The sequence below is a fragment of the Caulobacter sp. GW821-FHT05F04 genome, assembly GCF_059419665.1.
This window is the reverse complement of sequence record NZ_JBWKSF010000003.1, coordinates 1-23,328: the sequence shown is the minus strand read 5'-3', so window position 1 is coordinate 23,328 and position 23,328 is coordinate 1. Positions and strand designations below refer to the sequence as shown.

General features: G+C 68.1%; 19 protein-coding genes and 1 pseudogene. 10 read left to right on the top strand and 10 right to left on the bottom strand.

The annotated features are described in order from the left end of the window. The first annotated feature begins 19 nt into the window (after window positions 1-19). Genes AC07R7_RS08695 through AC07R7_RS08675 form a run of 5 tightly spaced genes read left to right on the top strand, consistent with a single transcriptional unit; the run spans window position 20 to window position 4,534 of the window. The gene (locus tag AC07R7_RS08695) at window positions 20-1,243 is read left to right on the top strand and encodes a pyridoxal-phosphate-dependent aminotransferase family protein (RefSeq protein WP_494634884.1); all 1,224 of its coding nucleotides are present in this window, start codon (window positions 20-22) and stop codon (window positions 1,241-1,243) included. Continuing rightward, entirely contained in the window at window positions 1,240-2,151 is a 912-nt protein-coding gene (gene puuE, locus AC07R7_RS08690) for an allantoinase PuuE (RefSeq protein ID WP_494634883.1), read from the top strand. Before AC07R7_RS08695 ends, puuE begins: the two co-directional genes overlap by 4 nt. Beyond that, complete coding sequence (gene uraD / locus AC07R7_RS08685; protein ID WP_494634882.1) at window positions 2,148-2,672, top strand: 2-oxo-4-hydroxy-4-carboxy-5-ureidoimidazoline decarboxylase; 525 nt, start codon at window positions 2,148-2,150, stop codon at window positions 2,670-2,672. The genes puuE and uraD overlap by 4 nt, the downstream gene beginning before the upstream one ends. Beyond that, window positions 2,673-3,860, top strand: coding sequence for a urate hydroxylase PuuD (locus tag AC07R7_RS08680; protein ID WP_494634881.1), 1,188 nt, complete (start codon window positions 2,673-2,675; stop codon window positions 3,858-3,860). Beyond that, window positions 3,857-4,534 (top strand): TetR/AcrR family transcriptional regulator, encoded by a 678-nt coding sequence (locus tag AC07R7_RS08675; RefSeq protein ID WP_494634880.1) that lies wholly within the window; start codon window positions 3,857-3,859, stop codon window positions 4,532-4,534. The genes AC07R7_RS08680 and AC07R7_RS08675 overlap by 4 nt, the downstream gene beginning before the upstream one ends. Here AC07R7_RS08675 and AC07R7_RS08670 read toward each other — a convergent pair. The 3 genes from AC07R7_RS08670 to AC07R7_RS08660 form a co-directional block, all read right to left on the bottom strand. Further along, complete coding sequence (locus tag AC07R7_RS08670; RefSeq protein WP_494634879.1) at window positions 4,531-5,238, bottom strand: YceI family protein; 708 nt, start codon at window positions 5,236-5,238, stop codon at window positions 4,531-4,533. The two genes, AC07R7_RS08675 and AC07R7_RS08670, sit on opposite strands and share 4 nt — an antisense overlap. Before the next feature lie 98 nt (window positions 5,239-5,336). Then, complete coding sequence (locus tag AC07R7_RS08665) at window positions 5,337-8,693, bottom strand: hypothetical protein (RefSeq protein ID WP_494634878.1); 3,357 nt, start codon at window positions 8,691-8,693, stop codon at window positions 5,337-5,339. A 257-nt stretch (window positions 8,694-8,950) separates the two neighbouring features. Further along, window positions 8,951-9,898, bottom strand: coding sequence for an acetamidase/formamidase family protein (locus AC07R7_RS08660; protein WP_494634877.1), 948 nt, complete (start codon window positions 9,896-9,898; stop codon window positions 8,951-8,953). Window positions 9,899-10,125: 227 nt separating this feature from the next. Here AC07R7_RS08660 and AC07R7_RS08655 point away from each other — a divergent pair, with 227 nt between their 5' ends. From AC07R7_RS08655 to AC07R7_RS08640, 4 genes are read left to right on the top strand one after another with little or no spacing between them, the layout of a single operon-like run. Next, entirely contained in the window at window positions 10,126-10,359 is a 234-nt protein-coding gene (locus AC07R7_RS08655; RefSeq protein ID WP_494634876.1) for a hypothetical protein, read from the top strand. Beyond that, window positions 10,356-11,750, top strand: coding sequence for an AtzE family amidohydrolase (locus AC07R7_RS08650; protein ID WP_494634875.1), 1,395 nt, complete (start codon window positions 10,356-10,358; stop codon window positions 11,748-11,750). Before AC07R7_RS08655 ends, AC07R7_RS08650 begins: the two co-directional genes overlap by 4 nt. Then, complete coding sequence (gene hpxZ, locus AC07R7_RS08645; protein ID WP_494634874.1) at window positions 11,747-12,163, top strand: oxalurate catabolism protein HpxZ; 417 nt, start codon at window positions 11,747-11,749, stop codon at window positions 12,161-12,163. Before AC07R7_RS08650 ends, hpxZ begins: the two co-directional genes overlap by 4 nt. A 9-nt stretch (window positions 12,164-12,172) precedes the next feature. Beyond that, window positions 12,173-13,135, top strand: a complete 963-nt coding sequence (locus AC07R7_RS08640) for a nucleoside hydrolase (protein ID WP_494634873.1) — start codon at window positions 12,173-12,175, stop codon at window positions 13,133-13,135. On the opposite strand, the gene guaD is transcribed toward AC07R7_RS08640, so the two are convergent. The 5 genes from guaD to uraH are packed head-to-tail and all read right to left on the bottom strand — an operon-like array spanning window position 13,132 to window position 19,615. Next, window positions 13,132-14,415, bottom strand: coding sequence for a guanine deaminase (gene guaD / locus AC07R7_RS08635; protein WP_494634871.1), 1,284 nt, complete (start codon window positions 14,413-14,415; stop codon window positions 13,132-13,134). The two genes, AC07R7_RS08640 and guaD, sit on opposite strands and share 4 nt — an antisense overlap. Then, window positions 14,402-15,418: a xanthine dehydrogenase accessory protein XdhC gene (gene xdhC / locus AC07R7_RS08630; RefSeq protein WP_494634870.1), complete on the bottom strand. Its 1,017-nt coding sequence runs from the start codon at window positions 15,416-15,418 to the stop codon at window positions 14,402-14,404. Before xdhC ends, guaD begins: the two co-directional genes overlap by 14 nt. Before the next feature lie 60 nt (window positions 15,419-15,478). Then, window positions 15,479-17,821, bottom strand: a complete 2,343-nt coding sequence (gene xdhB, locus AC07R7_RS08625) for a xanthine dehydrogenase molybdopterin binding subunit (RefSeq protein ID WP_494634869.1) — start codon at window positions 17,819-17,821, stop codon at window positions 15,479-15,481. Beyond that, window positions 17,814-19,268 (bottom strand): xanthine dehydrogenase small subunit, encoded by a 1,455-nt coding sequence (gene xdhA / locus AC07R7_RS08620; RefSeq protein ID WP_494634868.1) that lies wholly within the window; start codon window positions 19,266-19,268, stop codon window positions 17,814-17,816. Before xdhA ends, xdhB begins: the two co-directional genes overlap by 8 nt. Further along, window positions 19,268-19,615, bottom strand: a complete 348-nt coding sequence (gene uraH, locus AC07R7_RS08615) for a hydroxyisourate hydrolase (RefSeq protein WP_494634867.1) — start codon at window positions 19,613-19,615, stop codon at window positions 19,268-19,270. The genes xdhA and uraH overlap by 1 nt, the downstream gene beginning before the upstream one ends. Window positions 19,616-19,953: 338 nt before the next feature. Here uraH and AC07R7_RS08610 point away from each other — a divergent pair, with 338 nt between their 5' ends. After that, window positions 19,954-22,233, top strand: coding sequence for an NADP-dependent malic enzyme (locus AC07R7_RS08610; RefSeq protein ID WP_494634866.1), 2,280 nt, complete (start codon window positions 19,954-19,956; stop codon window positions 22,231-22,233). Window positions 22,234-22,466: 233 nt separating this feature from the next. Here the strand turns inward: AC07R7_RS08610 and AC07R7_RS08605 are convergent, their stop codons facing one another. Both AC07R7_RS08605 and AC07R7_RS08600 read right to left on the bottom strand, forming a co-directional pair. Beyond that, window positions 22,467-22,661 (bottom strand): cold-shock protein, encoded by a 195-nt coding sequence (locus AC07R7_RS08605; protein WP_233206781.1) that lies wholly within the window; start codon window positions 22,659-22,661, stop codon window positions 22,467-22,469. Window positions 22,662-22,802: 141 nt separating this feature from the next. Next, window positions 22,803-23,006, bottom strand: a pseudogene (locus AC07R7_RS08600) (cold-shock protein); the annotation flags it as partial. Window positions 23,007-23,328 lie beyond the last annotated feature (322 nt).

The following is a 23,328-nucleotide window of genomic DNA, read 5'->3' as shown; positions in this document are numbered from 1 at the left end:
GCCCAAGAACAAAGACACGATGACCGACACATTCCGCGAGCTCGACCACCCCGCCCGCCTGCTGATGGGGCCTGGCCCGATCAACGTGCATCCGCGCGTGCTGCGGGCCATGTCGGTACAGCTGCTGGGCCAGTTCGACCCCGAGTTCACCGGCTATATGAACGAGGTCATGGCGCTGTATCGCGGCGTCTTCCAGACCAGGAACCAGTGGACCTTCCTGATCGACGGCACCTCGCGCGCCGGCATCGAGGCGGCCCTGGTCTCGACGCTTTCGCCGGGCGACGACGTCGTGGTGGTCAATGCCGGGCGCTTCGGCCTGCTGCTGGCCGAGATCGCCGAACGCTGCGACGCCAAGGTCACCTTCGTCGAGGGCGCGTGGGGTGCGATCGTCGACCCGCAGGCGGTCGAGGACGCCGTGGCGCGCGTCAAGCCGCGCCTGGTCGCCTGCGTGCACGGCGACACCTCGACCACCATCGCCCAGCCGATCGAGGCCATCGGCGAGATCTGCCGCCGCCACGACGCCCTGCTCTATGTCGACGCGACCGCGACGCTGGCCGGCATGAACGTCCCGGTCGACGCCTGGCAGGCCGACATCGTCACCGCCGGTCTGCAAAAGTGCCTGGGTGGCCCTTCTGGCTCGGCCCCGATCACCATCAGCGACCGCGCCGCGGACCACATCGCCAGTCGCAAACATGTCGAGCGCGGCATCGCCACGGCGGGCGCCGCCTCGGGCCAGGGTCGCCGGATCGCCTCCAACTACTTCGACCTGGCGATGATCATGGACTACTGGTCCGACAAGCGCCTGAACCACCACACCGAGGCGGCCAGCATGCTGTTCGCCTCGCGGGAGTGCGCGCGGATCGTGCTGGAGGAAGGCCTCGACGCGCGCTTCGCCCGCCACGCCCAGGCCGGCGCGGCCATGGTCGCGGGGATCGAGGCGCTGGGCCTGACGGTCTACGGCGACCAGGCTCACAAGATGACCAACGTCACCGGCGTGATCGCGCCCAGCGGCGTCGACTACGACCGGGTGAAGACCCGCATGCGCACCGAGTTCGAGATCGAGATCGGCGCGGCCTTCGGACCTCTGGCCGGCCAGATCTGGCGGATCGGGACCATGGGCGTGAACGCGCGGAAGCACGCGGTGCTGCAGACGCTCGCGGCGTTCGAGGCCGTGCTGCGCTGGGAGGGCTTCAGCGCCCCGGCCGGCGCGGGCGTCGACGCGGCGGCGAAGGTCTTCGCATGAGCTATCCGAGAGACCTGATCGGCTACGGCGAACACCCGCCCCAGGCTAATTGGCCGAACGGCGCCCGCGTGGCCGTGCAGTTCGTGCTGAACTACGAGGAAGGCGCCGAGCGGTCGATCCTGCACGGAGACCCGGTCAGCGAGTTCTTTCTCTCCGAGATGGTCGGCGCACAGCCCATCGAAGGCATGCGCAACATGTCGATGGAGAGCCTCTACGAATATGGCTCGCGCGCCGGCTTCTGGCGTATCCGGCGACTGTTCGAGGAATTCGATCTGCCGTTGACGGTGTTCGGCGTCGCCCAGGCCATGGAACGCCATCCGGACGCCGTCGAGGCGATGATGAAGTCCGGCTGGGAGATCGCCAGCCACGGCTATCGCTGGATCGACTACCAGCATTTCACGCCTGACGAAGAGATGGAGCACATCCAGCAGGCCGTCGAGATCCAGACGCGGCTGACCGGCGAGCGGCCGCTGGGCTGGTACCAGGGGCGCACCAGCCCCAACACCGCCCGTCTGGTCGCGCAGGAAGGCGGCTTCGTCTACGACGCCGACAGCTATGCCGACGATCTTCCGTACTGGGACGACCAGCATGGCCGCGCCCAGTTGATCGTGCCCTACACCCTGGAAGCCAACGACATGCGCTTCACCGCGGCCCAGGGCTTCAACACCGGCGAACAGTTCTTCACCTATCTGCGCGACGCCTTCGACGCGCTCTATCTGGAAGGCGAGACCGCGCCGAAGATGATGAGCGTCGGCCTGCATTGCCGGGTGGTCGGCAAGCCTGGCCGCATCGGCGCCCTGCGGCGCTTCCTGGAACACATCACTCGGCACGACCGCGTCTGGGTGGCTAGGCGCATCGACATCGCCCGCCACTGGATCGCGACCCATCCGTATGAGGTGAAGACATGAGCGGCGCCCCGCCCCTGACCCTGGCTCGGCTGAACAGCATGAACCAGACCGGCTTCACCACCGCTCTGGGCTTCGCCTTCGAGCTGTCGCCCTGGGTCGTCGAACGCGCCTTCAATGAGCGGCCCTTCGCCAGCGTCGAGGCCCTGCATGGCGCGATGATGGCCGTGCTGGACGCCGCGACCACCGCCGACAAGCTCGCCTTGATCCGCGCCCACCCCGAACTGGCCGGCAAGGCCGCGATCGCCAAGTCGCTGACCGCCGAGAGCAACGCCGAACAGGCCAGCGCGGGCCTCGACAGGCTGACGCCGGACGAGTTCGCGCGCTTCCATGCGCTGAACACCGCCTACGACGAGCGCTTCGGTTTCCCGTTCATCATCGCGGTGCGGCTGAACGACAAGAGCTCGATCCTGGCCGCCATGCAGGCGCGCCTCGCCAACGACGAGGCCGAGGAGATCGCCGAGGCGATTCTGCAGATCGGCCTGATCTCCAAACTCCGGCTGCTCGACGCGGTGACCGAATAGATGGACTACGACCTTCCCGGCTGGCTGAACCTCTCGCTGCGCTGGCTGCACGTGATCGCCGGCGTCGCCTGGATCGGGGCCTCGTTCTACTTCGTCTGGCTGGACAACAATCTGCGCGCGCCCGTCCCCGAGAAGGAGGGCGTCAAGGGCGAGCTGTGGGCCGTGCACGGCGGCGGCTTCTACCATTCGCAAAAATACATGGTGGCTCCGGCGCACATGCCCGACCACCTGCACTGGTTCAAATGGGAGGCCTACACCACCTGGCTGTCGGGCTTCGCGCTGCTGATCGTGCTCTACTACTGGCAGGCGCCGGTCTATCTGATCGACACCGCCAAGCACGCGTTCAGCCAGCCGGCGGCGATCGGCGCGGGCCTGGCCTTCATCTTCGGCGGCCTGGCCGTCTACGAGGCGCTGTGCCGCTCGCCATTGGGCCAGCGCGGCCTGTGGTTCGGCATCATGTGGTTCGGCGCGCTGACGGCGGCGGCCTACTTCCTGTCCAAGCTGTTCAGCGACCGCGGCGCCTTCATCCACGTCGGCGCGATCATCGGCACGGCCATGGTCGCCAACGTCTTCCTGGTGATCATCCCCAACCAGCGCAAGATCGTCGCCGACATGCTGGCCGGCCGTCCGGTCGATCCGCGCCTGGGCGCGATGGGCAAGCAGCGGTCGGTGCACAACACCTACATGACCCTGCCGGTCATCTTCATCATGATCAGCAACCACTATCCGATGGTCACCGGCCATCCGCTGAGCTGGCTACTGCTGGCCATGATCAGCGCCGGCGGGATCTCGATCCGGCAGTTCTTCCTGCTCAAGCACCACGGCAAGATCCGCCATGACTTCCTGTTCTACGGCGCGATGCTGATCTTCGCCGCCACGGTCGTCGCCAGCATGAAGCCCAAGGACAAGGTCGAGATCTCCACCCCGGTCCCGTTCTCAACCGCGCAGGCCATCGTCCAGAAGCACTGCGTCATGTGCCACGGCGCCACGCCGACGCACCCGGGCTTTTCCGCCCCGCCCTTGGGCGCGACCTTCGACACGCCTGAGCATATCCGGACCTACGCCCCGAAAATCCGCGAGCGCGCCGTGCTCTCGACCAGCATGCCCCTTGGCAACGAGACAAGCATGACTGTAGAGGAGCGCGCCCAGCTGGGCGCCTGGATCCATCAAGGAGCCAAGATCCCGTGACCGACGCCGTCCTGGACGCGACCACCAAGACCGAGACCGAGAACACCCCGCGCAAGCGCAACGCCGAGCGCACGCGCAAGGCGATCCTCGCCGCGGCCTTGAAGGAATTCGCCCAGGCGGGCTTCGCCGGCGCGCGCATCGAGCGGATCGTCAAGGCCGCCAAGTGCAACATCCGGATGCTGTACCATTACTTCGGGGACAAGAAGGGCCTGTACATGGCCGTCCTCGAAAGCGCCTATATGGACCTGCGCGCTCGCGAGGCCGAGCTGAAGATCGACTTCGACAAGCCCCTCGACGGCTTTCTGGAGCTGCAGCGCTTCACCTTCGACTATTTCGAGAAGAACCCCCGCTTCGAGGGCCTGCTGCGCAACGAGAACCTGCAGCACGGCAAGTTCGCCGCCCAGTCGCGCGTGGTCACCGAGACCGCCTTCCCGCTGCGCCGCACGATCGAGAAGCTGATCGAGAGCGGCCAGCGCCAGGGGATTTTCGGGCCCGACCTCGACCCGGTGCAGATCTATGTGACCATCGCGGCCATGAGCCGCTTCCACCTGGCCAACGGCTATTCGCTGTCGGCGACCCTGGACACCGACATGAGCGCTCCCGAGTGGCGCAAGGCGCGGCTGGACCACGCCCTGGCGCTGCTCGAAGGCTATCTGACGCGCGGCGCGCGCTAAGGTTTGGCGGCCGGCGCGGTCGCCAGCGGCGGACCGCTGAACTCGGCCTCGATCGACACCTGGACCTCGTCGCTGACGCCCATGGTCGTGCCTGGGGCCGGGACGCCATAGGCGATGCCGAAGTCCGAGCGCTTGAACGCCCCCTTGGCCGAGAAGCCGACGCGGGCGTGCGGGTCCATCGGATGGCCCGGATAGCCGCCGTTATAGGTCACATCCAGCACGACCGGCTTGGTGACGCCGTGCAGGGTCAGGTCGCCGGTGACCTTGCCGGTGTCGGGACCGGTGGTCTCGACCTTGGTCGACTTGAAGGTGATGGCCGGATAGGTCGCCGTGTTCAGCCACTGCGGCCCGGTCAGCTCGGCCAGGAATCCCTCCGGCGGGACCGGCAGGGTCAGCGACATCGGATTGATCGTCGCCTCCAGCGTGCTGGCCGCGGCGTTGTTCTGGTCGAAATGCAGCTTGGCGTCGAAGTCGGCGAACGCGGCCGTGTAGTTCGAGAAGCCGAGGTGGCTGACGCTGAACACCAACGTCGCGTGATGCTTGTCCAGCGTATAGTCGCCGGCCGGGATATCGGCCTTCGGCGGCTTCAGCGCGGCGGCCGGCGGCGCGGCGACGACGGGCGCGTCCGCCTTCTTGTCGGCGGCGGGTTGGGGCGAACAGGCGGCCACCGCCAACAGCGCCACGGCGGGCAGGATCGATCTCATACGCTTCCCTCCAAGAACCCGAAGGCCGGGGCAACAGGCCCCTACGCCGACGCAACGTCAACGTAGGGGACCCGACAGAGGTTGCGGGAGGGGCCGCCTTAGGCGGCCATGAACATGTCGGCGGTGACGAGGGACGAGGAGACGTTCTTGAGCAGGACGACCTGGTCGTAGCCCGCGACCCCGTCGGTGTCGGCGACGACATAGGTGTCTGCGCCAGCGCCGACTATGATGTACTTCTGGCCATAGAAGCCCATCTGGCGCTGCTGGTCGTAGGCTGCAAGCGCCAGTTGCGCGGCCGCGCTGATCGCGCCGGTGAACGGACTGATCTGCCCGACGTCGCCCATGCGAATGACGTCGCCTTCCTTCACCACCGCCGGCGCGCCTGAGAAGGCCAGCTTGTCGTTGACGCCGAAGTCGGTGATGACGTCCGCCCCCGTCAGCGACGGGCTGAAGTAGCCGTCACCAGCGAGGAACTTGAAGACATCCGCGCCTGCGCCGCCGATCAGCATGTCGGAGCCCTGGCCGCCGAAGAGCACATCCGCGCCATCACCGCCGTTCAGCAGGTCGTTGCCGCCCCCGCCGTACAGGACGTCATTGCCGGCGCCGCCGGTGATCACATCATAATCGGCGCTGCCTTGGATGGTGTCTGCGCCCGACGTCGGCTGCATCGCCACCGTGCTGGAGATCGGAGCCAGGCCGATCATGTTGAGCGAAACGATGCCCGTGGCGCTGAAGACCAGTATGGTCCCGCCATCGTCGCTGACCTGGACCCGGTTGCCGTAGCCGCCGAAGTGATAGGCAGGCGAGTCCAGCGGATTGATGTCGACGCCCAGCGAAAACACCTGCTCGAGGCCCCACGTCGTCGTCGAATACTGGAACAGCCGGTCGTAGTTGTCGACGACGAAGAGATGTTTTCCGTCGGCGCTGAAATCGAGGCCGTAGAGGCCCAGAACCTGCGGCTGTCCGGCGAACAGGCTGAGCTTGTAGTTCAGCGCGCCGTCGAAGATAGCGCCGCCGCTGGCGATGAGCGAGCCGTCACGCGAAATGGCCATGGTGCTGGAGCCGCCGCCGGCCTGGCTGCCCTCGTAGGGCGCGCCCGAAACGGTGTGGCCCTTGTCGAATTCAAACAGTTCGAGCGTGAAGCCGCCCGAGGCCAGCAGGGCCTGATCATGGTCGGCGCTGCTGACCATCACGCTGCTCTGGCGGTAGTTCTGGGTGTCCTGGGTGAAGACCCCGGTGCTCAGGGTCAGCGTTGTGACGTAGTTCGTGCCTGACGCCTCCAAATCCTGGGTAAGGATCACCGTGTTATTGCCCAGGACGGCCACGTCGGCGAAGCCGCGATCGAGCCCCGTGGCCGTCGTGGTATAGTCCCTCACGGTCTTGGTCCACAGGTCCACCATGTGAACCGTCGCGGTAGCCCGGGTCTTCGTCCAGTCCTCGCCCGCGACCAGATTCGTGACCGCGTGCTCGGCGACGACCAGGTAGTGCCCGTCGGCCGTCACATCCATTCCGCCTAGATCGGTCCCGACCTTGATGCGGGCGGAGACGTCGCCGGTGGTGGCGTTGACGATGCTGACATAGCCGTCCTTGTCGGAGACATAGGCCTGCCGGCCGCTAGCCGAAAGCACCGCGTCCCGCAGATCGCCGGTGGCCGAGGAGACGATCATTTTCGGCTTCACCAGGTCGCCTACCGTCACCGTCGCGTTCGAGGACGGCAGGGCCACCGACTTGTCGTGGAACTTCAGGACCTCGACGTTCAGCAGTGTGTCGACTTCATTGAAGCCCTTCACCGTCCAGGTTCCGCTGTCGTTCTTGCTCCAAGTGTAGTCTCTGGCGTCGCCGAAAAAGATCGCGGTGTCCGTGCCTGCGCCGCCGTCGAGGATGTCGTCGCCGCCTGCCCCGTCGAGGGTGTTGTCCTTGGCGTCGCCGATCAGGACGTCGTTCGCGTTGGAGCCCGCCAGGCCCTCGAAGTTCATCAAGGTGTCGACGCCGGCGCCCTTGGTGTCCTGCGGACCGGTCTTGGAAAGGTCGACCCACACTCCGGGGGAGGTCGCGTAGGAGGCAACGTCGAAGCCCGCGCCCCCATCCAGGATGTCGTCACCGTGACCACCGTTGATCACGTTGCCGCTCGCGTCGCCGGTCAAACGGTCGTCGCCGTAACCGCCCATGACGTTCTCGACGTTCCGCACCATCATGTGGATGCCGGGCGCGATCAGTTGATCGCCAGTGTTCTTCAGGTCCAGTGTGAGGTTGTAGTCCGACGAGAACATGAGCACGTCGACGCCAGAGCCGCCGTCGACTGTCGTCAAGCCCTCGCTACCCGCCCCCGTCCACACGAGGATCTGGTCGGCGCCCGCGCCGCCCAGCAGCATGTCGCCGGGCTTGTAGAAGCTGCCGCGCAGGACGTCGTTGCCGTCGCCTCCGTCCAGAGTGTCGTTGCCGCCGACGCCGAAGATGACGTCGTCGCCGGCGTCGCCGAACAGGTAGTTCTCGGCGTCGTTGCCAACGATGGCGTCGCTATAGGCCGAGCCCATCGCCGCCTCGACCGAGCGGATCGCGTCGAAGCCGTCCGGGATCGGGATCTGCGGCGCCGGACCGCCCGACAGGTTGATCGTCACGCCCTTGTCGCTGAACGCGTAGTCGACCGTGTCCCAGCCGTCGCCGCCGTCGATGAGGTTGACGCCCGTGCCGCCCGACAGGTGGTCGTCGCCCGCGCCGCCGTAGAGCTTGTCATTGCCGTCCGAGCCCCAGAGGTAGTTGGCCTTGGCGTCGCCGGTCAAAACGTCGTCGAACTTGGAGCCGTACAGCAGCTCGACGCCGGTGATGGTGTCCTTGCCCGCGCCGCCGGTGTCCTGAGCCGTGGTCTTGGTCAGGTCGACCGTGACGCCGGCCGTGGCATTCTCGTACGAGCTCCAGTCGTCGCCGGCGCCGCCCTTGATGACATCGTCGCCCGCGCCGCCAACGACGTAGTCATCGTCGCCGCCGCCGTCCAGGGTGTCGTTGCCGTCGCCGCCCAGCAGGGTGTCATTGCCCTTGCCGCCGCTGATCGTGTCGTTGCCAGCGTCCCCGAACATCATGTTGTCCTTGGCGTCGCCGGTCAGGGTGTCGTTAAAGGCCGAGCCGTAGACGTTCTCGATCCCGGTCAGTTTGTCGGTCCCGGAGCCGCCGGTGTTCTGCGCGCCGGCGAGGTTCAGGTCGATCTTCACGTCGGCCGTGGCGTCCTCGTAGGCCGCCCAGTCATTGCCCGCGCCACCGTCGATGGTGTCGTTGCCGGCTCCGCCCAGGATGTAGTCGTCGCCGTCGCCGCCTTGCAGGATGTCGGCGCCGTCGTTGCCCGCCAGGACGTCGTTACCCGCGCCGCCCTTCAGGGTGTCATTGCCGCCGAACCCGTAGATGACATCGTCACCCGCGCCGCCGTTCAGAACGTCCGCGCCTTCCGTGCCCCGAAAATCCATCGCCTCACCCCCTCGCAACAAACCGCAACCTCAGCGCGACCTAGCGAGTGCAAGACGTGGGCCGGAGCGCTTTCAGCGTTCGCGGGAATATTAAGGATAAATCCTGTGCCGAAACGGCGCGCGCGTGTCGTTCTGGAACAACCAACCCTTTACGGGATTGGGGTTTGCGTCGATCGCATGAAGCGTGAGACTCTTCGACGCCCGCGCGCGATGCGTGGGTTCGCGTGTGATCTTCGCCACGCTCAGAAGTAGTGTCGCTAGAACAACAGCCCCTTGGCCAGCAGCGCGTGGACCCCCTTCTCGCCGTTGACGGTCTGGGTCACCCGGAAGTCCACGGCCAGGGAGCAGAACTGGTAGGCCTGGACGCGGGTCAGGGCCGAGCGCGCGGTGATGAAGTCGATCGTCTGGCGCAGGGCCAGCTTCATGGCCAGGTCGAGATCCTCGTTGAAACCCATCAGGATGTAGTGGGTCGGCGTCTCGGCGCGCGGCCACTTGAAAGGCTCGCCCTTCTTGTGCAGCACGAAGGTGAAGGTCCCGGTCAGTCCCATCTCCAGCGCGTTGACGCAAACCTCACCGTCCCCCTGGCGGCCATGGCCGTCGCCGACCGAGAAGTTCGCGCCAGGAACCCAGACCGGCAGGTAGAGGGTCGAGCCGGCGACCAGCTCCTTGTTGTCCATGTTGCCGCCGTGCTCACGGGGCTCGCGGCTGGAGAGGCGACCGTAGCTGGCCGGCGGGGCGACGCCCATGGTGCCGAAGAACGGCGCCAACGGCAGCTCCGGGCCCCATTCCGGCTTGCAGGTCCCGGCCGCGCGGTCGACGGCGATGTGGCTGACATAGCGCTCGGGGAAGTCTTCCGGCAGGGTGCCGGCCAGGGGCCGAACGGCGCAATAGCCCCAGTCGTTGTTGGGCTCGATCGTCTCGATCCGCACCTCCAGCGTGTCGCCCGGCTCGGCGCCGGCGATGGCGACGGGGCCGGTCAGAATGTGCGGGCCGATCCTCGGCGGATTGCTGTCATGGATCGCCCGCAGCGCGGGCGGCACAACGAGGGGCGACCCCGGCGGCGGCATGACCTCGACGCCGCCCGAGACGCACTCGAAGGTGACGCTGTCGCCGGAGTTCACCGTCAACACGGGATCGAAAGCCGCATCGAACATGCCGAAGCGGATGGTGTCGGGGGTGGAAGCCAGCCGGTGATGCGCCATCAAGTAAGTTCCTTCTTACAAGCGTATCTCGCGCTGGCGCTGGCTCAGCGCCTAGGCCTGGCGGAGGACCGGAGTGACGATCGCCCTTCCCTGCTCGCGACGCGGGCGATCGGCGGCCAGGATGGCGCGGGCTTGGGCGCTGCGCCCTTCCAGCGGCGGCGGGGCTGGCGATTCCCACGAACGCGGGTGTATGAAGTTTTTTCTTACTTGCTGAGTTTCGGGGAGACCGCATGGCGCTGGACGCGGAGACGAAGGCCTTTCTGGACCTGAAGGACCACGAGATCGCGCCGTGGACGGCCGCCCGCGCCGCCGCGCGCGACCTGCCCCTGTCACCGGACGTCCTGCCGACCGTGATCGACAACGTCGCCCTGCTGCGCACCCAGGCGTCCCTGTTCGTGTCAGCGCTCCAAGAGACGGGTGGGGGTGACCTCGCCGGCGAACCGCCGGAGACGTTCCAGCCGTGAGCTTCTGCAGCGTCGTCGAGATCGCCGGCGAGGTCCGCGCGGGCCGCGTCACCGCCCGAGCCGTGACCGAGGCCACCCTCTCGCGCATCCAGCGCCTGGACGGCGGGATCAACGCCTTCACGGCCGTCACCGGCGAGCGCGCCCTGGCCGCCGCCGAGGCGGTCGACGCCGACCTCGCCGCCGGCCGTCCGGTCGGTCCGCTGGCCGGCGTGCCGGTGGCGGTGAAGAACCTGTTCGACATCGAGGGTCTGCCGACCTTGGCCGGCTCGAGGATCCGCCGCGACGCCGCCCCGCCGGCCCACGACGCGACCCTGGTCCAGCGCCTGACCGCCGCTGGGGCGATCCTGGTCGGAGCGTTGAACATGGACGAGTTCGCCTACGGCTTCGTCACCGAGAACGCTCACGACGGGCCGGTCCACAATCCGCACGACCCCAGCCGGATCGCCGGCGGCTCGTCGGGCGGCTCGGCGGCGGCCGTGGCGGCGGGGCTGGTGCCCCTGACCCTGGGCTCGGACACCAACGGCTCGATCCGCATCCCGGCCAGCCTGTGCGGCGTGTTCGGCCTCAAGCCCACCTATGGCCGCCTGTCGCGCCAAGGCGTCTTCCCGTTCGTCGAGAGCCTGGACCATGTCGGTCCGTTCGCGCGGTCGGTCGAAGACCTGGCGCTGGCGTACGACGTCCTGCAGGGTCCCGATCCCCAAGGCGATTCCATCTGCGTGCGCGACGCCGAGCCTCTGGCCGATCGTCTCGACGACTTGGCCGAGCGTCCCTTGCGGGTCGGCGTGCTGGGCGGCTGGTTCCAGCAGGGCGCCTTCCCCGAAGTGCTCGAAGCCCTCGGCCGCGTCGGCTCGGCGCTGAAGGCCGACGACCTCGTCACCTTGCCGAACGCGGTCGCCGCCCGCGCCGCGGCCTTCTGCCTGACCGCCTTCGAGGGCGGCGAGCTGCATCACGCCGACCTGGCCAAGCGCGCCATGGACTACGACCCGGCCGTCCGCGACCGGCTGCTGGCCGGCGCCCTTTTGCCCGAGGGCGTACATAAGGCGGCCCAGCGCTTCCGCACGATCTTCCGCGACGAGGTCCGCGAGGCCTTCCAGCGCTACGATGTCCTCTTGGCTCCATCGTCGGTCTGCCCCGCCCCGCCGATCGGCCAGGCGACCATGGAGATGGACGGCGTCCCCGTCTCGGTGCGCAAGAACCTCGGCGCCTTCACCCAGCCGATCAGCTATATCGGCCTGCCGGTGGTGGCCGCGCCTGTGAACCGTCCGGGCCAGTTGCCGATCGGCGTGCAGATCATCGCCCCGGCCTGGCGCGAGGACCTGGCCTTCGCCGCCGCCGCAAGGCTGCAGCGCGAGGGTGTCGTGGCCGCCCATCCCCCGAAGGGCGCTCTATGATCGTCAACGATCCCGCCGTGCTGGCCGAGGTGACGGCCCTGGTCGACGCCTACGAGGCGGCGCTGATGAGCAACGACGTGGAGGCCCTGGACGGCGCGTTCTGGAACTCGCCCCACACGGTGCGGCTGGGCGTGGCCGAGAACCTGTGGAGCTTCGACGAGATCGCCGCCTTCCGCGTCGGCCGGGCCGGCGGCTCGCCGCCCCGCACCCGGCTGCGGACGGAAATCACCACCTTCGGCGCGGACTTCGCTATCGCCCACGTCGAATTCCGCCGCGACGACAGCGGCAAGATCGGCCGCCAGAGCCAGACCTGGATCCGCACCGACGACGGCTGGAAGGTCGCCTCGGCCCACGTATCCCTGATGCAGGGCGGGGCTGACCAGCGCCTCGCCTCGAATGAAGAAAAGCGCTAGAGCCCGCGAATGACGACCCCGACCAAGATCATCTTCGACACCGATCCCGGCATCGACGACGCCATGGCGCTGCTGTTCATCGAGGCGAGCCCCGCCCTCGAGCTGATCGCGGTGACAACTGTCTTCGGCAACGCCGACATCGAGACCACGACGCGCAACGCGCTTTACCTGAAGGCCCGCTTCGGCCTGACGGCGCCGGTCTACAAGGGCGCGGACAAGCCCCTGACCCGGCCGCGCAACCCCTCGCCGACCTTCGTGCATGGCGAGAACGGCCTTGGCGATGTCGAGCTGACCGGCCTGGTTCCCGCCGAGCCCGAGGCCAAACCGGCCCACCAGGCGATCATCGACCTGGCCCGCCAGTATCCGGGCGAGGTGGTCCTCTGCGCCGTCGGTCCGCTGACCAACCTCGCTTTGGCGTTGAAGGCCGATCCCGAGGTCGCCACCCTGCTGAAGTCCGTGGTGATCATGGGCGGCGCGTTCGGCGTGGCCGGCAAGCCGGGCAATGTCACCCCGGTGGCCGAGGCTAATATCTGGAACGACCCGGAAGCCGCCGACCAGGTGTTCACCGCTCCCTGGAACCTGACCGCCGTCAGCCTGGACGTGACCACCCAGGTGGTGATGTCGCCGGACTACATGGAGGCGTTGGCCGCCACGGGCAGCGACGCCGGCCGGTTCCTGAACGCCATCTCCAAGCCTTACGCGGCGTTCTACGGCGGCCGCGACGGCATCGTCGGCTGCTGCGTGCACGACGCCGCGGCGGTGGCCTTCGTGATCGATCCGACGCTGTTCACCGTGCGCCGAGGCTCGGTGCGCGTGGTGACCGAGGGCATAACGCTGGGCCAGACCTGCCAGAGCCCCGAGGGCGAACTGTTCGGGCCGTCAGCCTGGGATGGTCAGCCGATCCAGGCCGCGACCGTGGCGGTGGACGGGGCCCGGTTGCTGAAGCTCTATGCGGAGACGATGGGCGCCTAACGCCTGTACCGCTCCACGCCCGCCAGATAGGTCCGGGCCACGACCCGATCATCCCCCAGCACGGTCAGCGCGAAGAGCTTGTTCTCCAGGCTCTTCGCCCCTGCCAGCCGCCGCGCCATCAGCGGCGTCGCGGCCAGGTCCAGCACCACGAAGTCGGCTTCCTTGCCGGGCTCGAGATTGCCGATCTTGTCGCCGAGATCCAGCGCCCGCGCCCCGCCCAGGGTCGCCAGGTACAGCGCCTGGAACGGATCCAGCGCGTCGCCCCGCAGTTGGCCGACCTTGTAGGCCTCGCCCAGCGTATGCAGGATCGAGAAGGTCGTGCCCGCCCCGACGTCGGTGCCCATGCCGACCTTGACCCCGTGCGAACAGGCCTCCTCCAGCGGAAACAGGCCAGACCCCAGGAACAGGTTCGAGGTCGGGCAGAAAGCCACCGCCCCGCCCTTGGCCGCCAGCCGCCGGAACGCGTCGCCCTTCAGGTGGACGCAGTGGGCGAAGACGGATCGTTCGCGCAGCAGGCCGAAGCGGTCGTAGACGTCGAGATAGTCCTTGGCTTTCGGAAACAGGCGCGCCGTCTCCTTGATCTCGTGGATATTCTCCGACAGGTGGGTCTGCATCCAGACGTCGGGATGCGCGGCCAGGACTTCGCCGGCCATGGCCAGCTGTGCGTCGCTGCAGCTGATCGCGAAGCGCGGGGTGACGGCGTAGCCAAGGCGGCCCTTGCCGTGCCAGTCGGCGATCAGCTGCTCCATGTCGGCGCGACTGCTCTCGACCGTGTCGGTCAGGCCGTCCGGCGCATTGCGGTCCATCAGCGCCTTGCCGGCGATCAGCCGCATGTCGCGCTCATAGGCCTCGGCGAACAGGGCGTCGACCGAGACCTTGTGCACCGAGCCGAACACCAGCGCCGTGGTGGTGCCGTTGCGCAGCAGCTCGTCGATGAAAAACGCCGCCGTGTCGGTCGCGTGCTTGGGATCGGCGAAGGCCGCCTCGGCCGGGAAGGTGTGCTGCTCCAGCCAGTCCAGAAGCTGCTTGCCGTGGGCGGCGATGACGTCGACCTGCGGCAAGTGGATGTGGGTGTCGATGAAGCCCGGCGTGATCAGATGGCCGGTCAGGTCGTGCAGCTCGGCGTCGCCCAGCCACGGCGACAGCTCGGCATAGGCGCCGCAGCCGGCCACCCGGCCGTCCTCGACCAGCAGCAGGCCATCCTCGTGGAAGGCCACGGCTTCCGCGTTCTTGGTCGGATCATCCACGAGGTGGAGGATCGACGCCCTATAAGCTTGCACTGGCGCTCTCGTCGTTTCGAATGCGCGCCGCTTCCTGGCGCATCAGGAGGTCGGCCGCCACCGAGACCGCGATCACCTCGGGCGCCTTGCTCTTCAGCTGCGGCAGGCCGATGGGACTGGTCAGGCGGGTCAGCACCGCCTCCGAGAACCCGTCGTCGCGCAGCCGGCTCATGAACCTAGCGCGCTTGGTCTTCGAACCTATGACGCCGAAGAAACAAAATCCGCCCCCCGCCAGGCCGGCCGAGACCAGCGCATAGTCGAGCGCGTGGTCGTGGGTGAGAACCAGACCGTAGGCGTCGGGGCTCGCGCCCATGGCCTTGGCGGCGACCTCGGCGGGCGTCAGCACCGTGACACCCGGGATGTCGGCGGTCTCGGGACGGGTATCGTACCAGAAGAGGCGGAACGGCAGCGGCTCGAAAGCTCTGGCGATCGCCTGGCCGACATGGCCGGCGCCGAACAGCAGCAGCGGCGGACGCGGCGCGTCGGCGCGCTCGACCATCACGTCGCCAAGCTCCGGTCGCGCCCCGCGCGCGGTGGCGGGGACCTCGCCGAACGAGACCGCAGGGCCGTCGCCATCGGTGGCCATGATCGGCGCGACCACCTTGGTCAGCAGGCCGGGATCGAAGCGCGTGCGGACCTCGAACGGCTGGGCGGCGTCCATGCGCCTGGCGGCCTCGGTCAGCCAGTCGCGGCTGTTGTCGTTCAGGCGCTCCAGGAACAGGCGCACGCGGCCGCCGCAGCACTGGGCCAGCAGCGGGCCCAAGGGGTAGTCCTGGATGGCGAAATGGGCCTGGCCGCCGTCCAGCATCCGTCGCGCCTGGTCAGCGACACGGTATTCCAGATTGCCGCCGCCGATCGTGCCGGACTGCCCGTCGCGCCAGACGACCATCTTGGTCCCGGCCTCGCGCGGGGCCGAGCCCTCGGTGGCCAACACGGTGACCAGGGCGGCCTCGTCGTGCGCGTCGAGGCGAGCAAGCGCTGCGCGCGCCCAGTTCCGGCTCATGCGACTACCCCAAAAATCCGATTTCCCCGGCGAAGGCCGGGGAGAACGGGAGAAAGAAACTCAGGCATTCATAGCCCTCGCTCGCACGTCCTCGCAGGCCATCAGGATCGCCTCGGGCGTCGCCGGCGCGTCCAGCTTCGGGAACACCCGATAGTCCCCGACGCTGGCCACCGCGTGGTTGATCGCGCAGTAGACCGAGATCGCCAGCATCAGCGGCGGCTCGCCCACGGCCTTGGAGCGGTGCACCGTGGCCTCGACATTGCGGCCGGCCTTCCACAGGCGAACGTCCAGGTGCGCCGGGCGGTCGCCGATGGTCGGGATCTTGTAGGTCGACGGCGCATGGGTCCGCAGGCGGCCTTGCGCGTCGTAGACCAGCTCCTCCGTCGTCAGCCAGCCCATGCCCTGGATGAAGCCGCCCTCGATCTGGCCGAGGTCGATGGCGGGATTCAGCGACTTGCCGACGTCGTGCAGAATGTCGGCGCGGGTGACCTTCATCTCGCCCGTCAGGGTGTCGATCAGCACCTCGCTGCAGGCCGCGCCATAGGCGAAGTAATAGAACGGCCGGCCCGTGTGCGTCGCGCGGTCGTAGTGGATCTTGGGCGTGGCGTAGTAGCCGGTCGCCGACAGCGAGGTCCGCGCCAGATAGGCCTGGCGCGCGAACCAGCCGAACTCAAAGGTCTCGGCCCCGACACGAACGCCGTCCGGCGTGAACGCCACCTCGGTGGGATCCACGCCCCACTTCTCCGCGGCGAACGCCACGAGCCGCGCCTTGATGGTCTCGGCCGCGTTGAGGGCCGCCATGCCGTTCAGGTCCGCGCCCGACGAGGCGGCGGTCGCCGAGGTGTTGGGCACCTTGTCGGTCACGGTCGCGGTGATCTTCACGCGGCCGATCTCGACCTGGAAGGCGTTGGCGACGATCTGGGCGACCTTGATGTTCAGCCCCTGCCCCATCTCGGTCCCGCCGTGGTTCAGCATGATCGAGCCGTCGGCATAGAGGTGGATCAGCGCCCCGGCCTGGTTCAGGTGGGTCGTGGTGAACGAGATGCCGAACTTCACGGGCGTCAGGGCGATGCCCTTCTTCAGCACCGGGCTGGTCCGATTGAACGCCTCGATATCGCGCCGACGAGCGTCATAGGCGCAGGACGCGGCCAGCTCCTCGATCAGCTGGGGCGCGACATTGTCCTCGACCACCTGGTGGTAGGGCGTGAGGTTGCGCCCCTCGCCGCCATAGAGATTGCGGCGGCGCACCTCCAGCGGGTCGATCCCGACCTCGGCGGCGACGGCGTCCATCACCCGCTCGATGGCCAACATCCCCTGCGGTCCGCCAAAGCCCCGGAAGGCGGTGTTCGACACCGTATGGGTCTTGAACCTGTGCGACAGGATCTCGATCGCCGGCAGGAAATAGGCGTTGTCGGCATGGAACATCGCCCGATCGTTGATCGCCATCGACAAGTCGGTGGTCGCCCCGCAGCGCGAGGCCAGCTCCAGCGACAGGCCGGTCAGCCGACCCTCGTCGTCGAAACCGACGTCATAGGCGACCTCGAAGTCATGCCGCTTGCCGGTCATGACCATGTCCTCGTCGCGGTCCGGCCGGCATTTGGCGGCGCGGCCGGTCTTCACCGCGACCAGGGCGGCGGCGGCGGCGAACAGCGAGGCTTGCGTCTCCTTGCCGCCGAAGCCGCCGCCCATGCGGCGCACCTCGACCGTGACGGCGGTATGCGGGCGATCCAGCACGCGCGCCACCAGATGCTGCACCTCGCTGGGATGCTGGGTCGAGGACCAGATATGGACATCGCCCCCTTCGCCCGGCGTCGCCAGCGCCACCTGGCCTTCGAGATAGAAGTGATCCTGGCCGCCGATCGCGAACCTGCCTCGCACGCGGCGCGGCGCCGTCGCCAGCGCGGCCTGGGCGTCGCCCCGCGCCATGCGCTGGCTGGCCTCGATCTTCTGATCCATCCCGCGCGCGGCGGCGATGTCGACGGCGGCGGGCAGATCTTCGTAGTCGACGACGGCCTTGCCGACGGCGGCGCGAGCGGCGGCGATCGAGGTGGCGGCCACGGCGAACAGGCTCTGGCCGACGTAAATGACCTCGCCATCAGCGAACAGCTTGTCGTCGTGAAGGACCGGACTGACGTCGTTCTCGCCGGGGATGTCCTCGGCCGACAGCACCAGCTCCACCCCGGGCGCGGTGCGGACGGCCGACAGATCTATCCTGGTGATCCTGGCGTGCGCCTTGGCGCTCATCCCGAAGGCCACGTGCAGCAGGCCGGCTGGCTCGGGCATGTCGTCGATATAGATCGCCGAGCCCGCCACGTGGCGGGCGGCGCTGTCATGCGGCAGCGGCGCGGAGACGCCCTGCAAGGCGGCGCTCGGAACGGGAGCGGTCGCGGCGGAGTCAGCCATGGGCGCTCTCCGGAACCACGCGGGTCTCAACGTCCCTGTTTTGGCTCTCCAGGAACACCTTGCGCAGCATGTTCCGCGCGGTCAGCGACCGGTAGGCGGCGGAGGCGCGCATGTCGCTCATCGGCGCGTAGTCGGTGTCGAGCGCGGCCATGGCGGCCTCAAGCGTTGGCTCGCTCCAAGGCCGCCCGATCAGCGCCGCCTCGCAGGCCTTGGCCCGCTTCGGCGTGCCGGCCATGCCGCCGAAGGCGATACGGGCGTCGGCGACCACGCCGCCCTCGACCGCCAGCGAGAAGGCTCCACACACCGCCGAGATGTCCTGATCGAAGCGCTTCGACAGCTTGAAGACCTTGAAGATCCGGCCGGCGTCCAGCCTCGGCGTGATCACCGCCTCGACGAACTCGCCCGGCCGGCGGTCCTGCTTGCCGTAGTCGAGGAAGAAGTCTTCCAGCGCCAGCTCGCGCCGCTCGCCGCCCCGGCGCAGCACCAGGGTCGCCCCCGCCGCGATCAGCGCCGGCGGCATGTCGCCGATCGGCGAGCCGTTGGCGATGTTGCCGCCGATCGTGCCGCTATTGCGCACCTGGGTCGAACCCAACCGCCGCATCATCGCGCCAAGGTCCGGATAGAGCTTCGCCACCGCCTCGATGGCGTCGACATAGCGAACGCCGGCGCCGATGCGCAGACCCTCGACCGTCTCCTCCAGAGCCTTCAGTTCGACGACCTCGGACACGCTGATCAGGGTCGGCAACGGACGCCGCTGCTTGGTGACCCACAGGCCGACATCGGTCGCGCCGGCCACGATCGTCGCGTCGGGATGTTCCAGATAGGCCTGAGCAAGTTCATCGACGGTGCGCGGCGACAGCCACGTGCGGGTGACGCCGTGGATCTCGTCCTCGTAGCTGAGGCTCAGCATGGTCTCGTCGCGCACGACCGACAGATCGCCCGTCGGCGCTGCCTCGGCCGCCACGCCCTTGGCCACATCGAGGATCGGGCCATAGCCGGTGCAGCGGCAGAGGTTCCCGGCCAGCACCTCGCCCACCGGCGCGGCCGCGCCCTTGGCCGCGATCGCGCGACCGTACAGCGACATGACGATGCCCGGCGTGCAGAAGCCGCACTGCGAGCCGTGCTTGTCGACCATCGCCTGCTGCACCGGATGCAGCGCGCCGCCTTTAGCCAGGCTCTCGACCGTCAGCAGCGCCTTGCCATGCAGCATGGGCAGGAACTGGATGCAGCTGTTGACCGCCCGCCAGGAGACGCTCCCCTCAGGGCCCTCGCCGTCCGCCTCGCCCACGAGTACGGTGCAAGAGCCGCAATCGCCCTCGGCGCAGCCCTCCTTGGTCCCGGTCCGGCGCATTGGCCCGCGCAAGTGCTCCAGCAGGGTCGTCGTCGGGTTGGCCCCACGGACCTCTCGGACTTCACCGTCCAGCAGAAAGCGGATCGCCTCGCCCATCAGCTGCCCCGGTAGGTGGAATAGCCGTACGGCGAAACCAGCAGCGGCACGTGCCAGTGCTGGTCGACGTTCGAGACGGCGAAATCGATGACCACCACGTCCAGGAACGGCGGGTCGGTGACCGGCAGGCCGGACGCCGCGAAATGCGGGCCGATCGCGAATTCCAGGCGATAGGCGCCGACCTCCAGGTCCTCGCCGGCGACAAGCCGCGCACGACCGTCGGCGTCCGTGCGGCATTCCGCCAGCAGCGAGACGTGCGAACCCTCGCGCCGCGACACCCGAACCGTCACGCCGGCCGCCGGCTTTCCGGCCGCCTGGTCGAGAATGTGTGTCGTCAGTCCGCTCATGCTCCGCCCTCGGATCTCATTGCCGAGTCGATGCTCGGTCGCTCCGGGCGCCCTGTCCAGCGCCATGCCCCTCGAGACGGCGCGGGAAGGAACAGCGCCGAGGAACGGGGCGGCGGGCGCCCGAAGCAGAGGCATTATATAATAGAATTATTACTTATCCGAGGGGTTTGGCGCGACCCTTTTCGATAACGCTATCGTCGCAAGCAACGCCAAAGACGCGCGCAGGGTTGGAAAACCGGGCCATCCCCGGTAGCTAGACCCCCATAGCTTGACCCGTGACGGCTCGCGACAGAGACGGGCCGCGCCGCGTGCGCGCAGATGCTTCAAGAGGGACACCGATGGACGAGGATTTCCGTAAGGCGGCGCTGGATTACCACCGTCTGCCGCGGCCCGGGAAACTGGCCATCGAGGCCACCAAGCGGATGGCCACCCAGCGCGACCTGGGCCTGGCCTACTCCCCGGGCGTCGCCGCGCCTTGCGAAGCCATCGCCGCCGATCCCGACAAGGCCCGCGACTACACCGCGCGCGGCAATCTGGTGGCCGTGATCTCCAACGGCACCGCCGTGCTGGGCCTGGGCAATATCGGTCCGCTGGCCAGCAAGCCGGTGATGGAGGGCAAGGCCGTCCTGTTCAAGAAGTTCGCCGGCATCGACGTCTTCGATATCGAGGTCGACGCCAACGACCCCGACCGCTTCATCGAGGTGGTGGCGGCGCTGGAGCCCACCTTCGGCGGCATCAATCTCGAGGACATCAAGGCCCCCGAGTGCTTCATCATCGAGCGCACGCTGCGCGAGCGGATGAACATCCCGGTCTTCCACGACGACCAGCACGGCACCGCCATCGTCTGCGCCGCGGCCGTCCGCAACGCCCTGCTGGTCCAAGGCAAGAGCCTCAAGGACGTCAAGCTGGTCACCTCGGGCGCCGGCGCGGCGGCCCTGGCCTGCGTCGACCTGCTGGTCTCGATGGGCCTGCCGGTCGAGAACGTCACCCTGACCGACATCAAGGGCGTCGTGTACGCCGGTCGCGACGACGACATGCTCGACAACATGGCCCGCTATGCGCGCCAGACCGACGCTCGCACCCTGTCGGAGGTCATCGCCGGCGCCGACATCTTCTTGGGCCTGTCGGCTCCGCGGGTGTTCAAGGCCGAGTGGCTGCCGCTGCTGGCGCCGAACCCACTGATCCTCGCCATGGCCAACCCGGAGCCGGAGATCCTGCCCGAGCTGGTCTACGCCGCCCGTCCCGACGCCATCATGGCCACCGGCCGCAGCGACTACGCCAATCAGGTCAACAACGTCCTCTGCTTCCCCTTCATCTTCCGGGGCGCCCTGGACGTCGGGGCCAGTGAGATCAACGAGGCGATGAAGGTCGCGGCCGTCGAGGCGATCGCCGAACTGGCCCGCGCCGAGGCTTCCGAAGTCGTCGCCTCGGCCTATGGCGGCGTCGCGCCGGTGTTCGGCGCGCAATACATCATCCCCAAGCCGTTCGACCCGCGCCTGATCCTGCAGATCGCGCCGGCCGTCGCCAAGGCGGCCATGGACAGCGGCGTGGCCACCCGGCCGATCACCGACTTCGACGCCTACCAGGCGGAGTTGGAGCTCTTCGTCTACCGCTCGGGCCAGCTGATGCGCCCGGTGTTCGAGCGCGCGCGCAAGGCCCCGGTCAAGGTGGCCTATGCCGAGGGCGAGGACGAGCGCGTGCTGCGCGCCGTCCAGACCGTCGTCGATGAAGGCCTGGCCCATCCCGTGCTGGTCGGCCGTCGCGAAGTGATCAAGGCCAAGGTCGCCGAGATGGGCCTGCGCCTGGACCTGGGCGGTAAGGTCGAGATCGTCGACCCCTATACCGACAAGGACCTGTTCGGGCCGCTGGTCGCCGACTATCAGAAGCTGGTGGGTCGCCGCGGCGTGCCGCCGACCGCCGCCGAGCGTCGCGTCGAGGGTCGTCGCACCGTGGCCGCCTCGATGCTGCTGTCGTCGGGCTATGTCGAGGCCGCCCTGGTCGGCGGCAGCGGCGACTGGTGGCAGCACATGACCTACGCCCTGCCGATCATCCCGCGCCGGGAGAGCGTCAGCCGGGTTTACGCCCTGTCGACCCTGATCCTCGACAACGGCACGCTGTTCTTCTGCGACACCCACGTGAACGTCGACCCGACCGCCGAACAGGTCGCCGAGTGCACCCAGCTGGCCGCCGAGGCCGTGCGGCGTTTCGGCCTGACGCCCAAGGCCGCCCTGCTCTCGCACTCCTCGTTCGGGGCCAGCAATTCGCCGACCGCCCGCAAGATGCGCGAGGCCCTGGCGATCCTGCGCGAGCAGGCGCCGGAGCTCGAGGTCGACGGCGAGATGCACGCCGACGCCGCCCTCAGCCAGCACCTGCGCGAGCGTATGGTCGCTGACAGCCCGCTGAAGGGCTCGGCCAACCTGTTGGTCATGCCGACGCTCGACGCGGCCAATATCGCCCTAACCCTGCTCAGCGCCGCCACGGAGTCGCTGCTGGTCGGCCCGATCCTGCTGGGCATGAGCAAGCCGCTGCACGTGCTGGTGCCCAGCGTCACGGCGCGCGGCATCGTCAACCTGACGGCGCTCAGCGTGAATCAGGCGGCTTCGGAACGGGCCCTTTAGGGGACCTGACGGTCAGCCTCGCCCCATCCAGAATGTTGAAAGGCCGCCCCATGCCGGGCGGCCTTTTTCATCGCCGGGTGGCCCGAGCCGGCCCGCCGGAAGCGCCAAGGCGGCCACCGGTAAAGCTTGCCCAGAACGCCGAAAGGCCCCGTCCGACGTTCGCACGTCGGCGGGGCCCCTCAAAAGTCTCTGAAAAGGCCGTCCGTCCGGGCGGCCTTTTCGAATTCGCACCCTTAGAGGATGCGCAGGTTGCCGGCCGAGGTCTTGCCCGAGCGGCGGTCCTGTTCAAGCTCGTAACCGACTTGCTGGCCTTCGTTCAGGCCGCGCAGGCCGGCGCGTTCCACGGCCGAGATGTGCACGAAAATGTCGCCACCGCCGTTGTCCGGCTGGATGAAGCCAAAGCCCTTGGTGGTGTTGAACCACTTCACGACGCCCGTGCCGGCTTCACCGCCACCGCCGCCGCCGCCGCCGTAGCCGCCGCCACGCGGGGCGTCGAAGCTGCGCGGCGGACGAGCGCCACCGGGGCCACCGCGGGCGCCGCCACCGGCCGGCACGGCGCCTTGGCCCGTGACGCGCAGGTTGCCGGCCGAGGTCTTGCCCGAGCGACGATCTTCTTCCAGCTCGTAATTGACCAGGTCACCTTCATTCAGGCCAGCCAGGCCCGAACGTTCAACCGCGGCGATGTGGACGAACACGTCCTGGCCGCCGTCCTCGGGCTGAATGAAACCAAAGCCCTTGGCCGGGTTGAACCACTTAACGACACCGTTCGCCATATTATCCTCAAACACCTCAATCGACGGGCTGATAGTCGGCCCGCGTCCTTCCAACGGAAGTCATGACGCAAAACCGCGCCATGCGCTATGGGCTTTGAATGGAGAAAATCGGCTGTAAGGCGGCCAAGGCCATAAAAATTCGCGCTTCCGGCTTCGAGCGTTGCCGGAATGCCACTCTGGATTGCACGCGGAGGTACAAAAAAGCCCTGACCGCGCGCGGACAGGGTGGATGTTACGGTCTAGGGCCTTGGGTGCGGGGACAGGATTTGAACCTGTGACCTTCAGGTTATGAGCCTGACGAGCTACCGGGCTGCTCCACCCC